Source organism: Hoskinsella mucinilytica, assembly GCF_045223415.1.
Classification (GTDB): domain Bacteria; phylum Bacillota_I; class Bacilli_A; order Erysipelotrichales; family Erysipelotrichaceae; genus Hoskinsella; species Hoskinsella mucinilytica.
This window is the reverse complement of sequence record NZ_JBEQZJ010000122.1, coordinates 1-471: the sequence shown is the minus strand read 5'-3', so window position 1 is coordinate 471 and position 471 is coordinate 1. Positions and strand designations below refer to the sequence as shown.

Sequence of the window (471 nt, the reverse complement as noted above, 5' to 3'; positions counted from 1 at the left end):
TGCTTCATTTAATGTAAGATCAATACGTTCTCTCACAGGAAATCCTTCTATATATTTCCAGATCTTCACTAGCTTAGGACTTACTTTATAGACTACTTGTCCACTTAATGCTCCATAGAAATCATACGAACTTTTATGTTCTTTCTTATATAATTCCTCTAATTCTTCATTTGCTACCTCTTTCCAATCACGATAGGAATTGCGATACCTTCAATGGAATAATTACCACAACATAGAGAAACATTAGGATTATTGATCATTTGCTCATCTTTGATATAACAATGATTGGTTTGAAAATATATCTCAACTCCTTGATTGATAATGCTCATCATTCTTGATGTCACATAATCATTTGATGAAGTTGATAGAACCCATGTTTTATTTTTATTTAAATATTCTTCTAGTTCTAATACTGCTTGATTATAATCAATTTGCATAACTTTCTCCTCTTACTTGTATGTATTCATTTAT

Annotated in this window: 1 protein-coding gene; it reads right to left on the bottom strand. The window is 29.7% G+C overall.

The window, feature by feature from the left end:
- Window positions 1-173: 173 nt before the first annotated feature.
- Window positions 174-437, bottom strand: coding sequence for a pyridoxamine 5'-phosphate oxidase family protein (locus tag UGRO018_RS17800; RefSeq protein WP_416327852.1), 264 nt, complete (start codon window positions 435-437; stop codon window positions 174-176).
- Window positions 438-471: the final 34 nt, after the last annotated feature.

Coding starts and splice junctions, on each gene's coding strand:
- UGRO018_RS17800 (WP_416327852.1), bottom strand. CDS start 437: ATGCAAATTGATTATAATCAAGCAGTATTAGAACTAGAAGAATATTTA.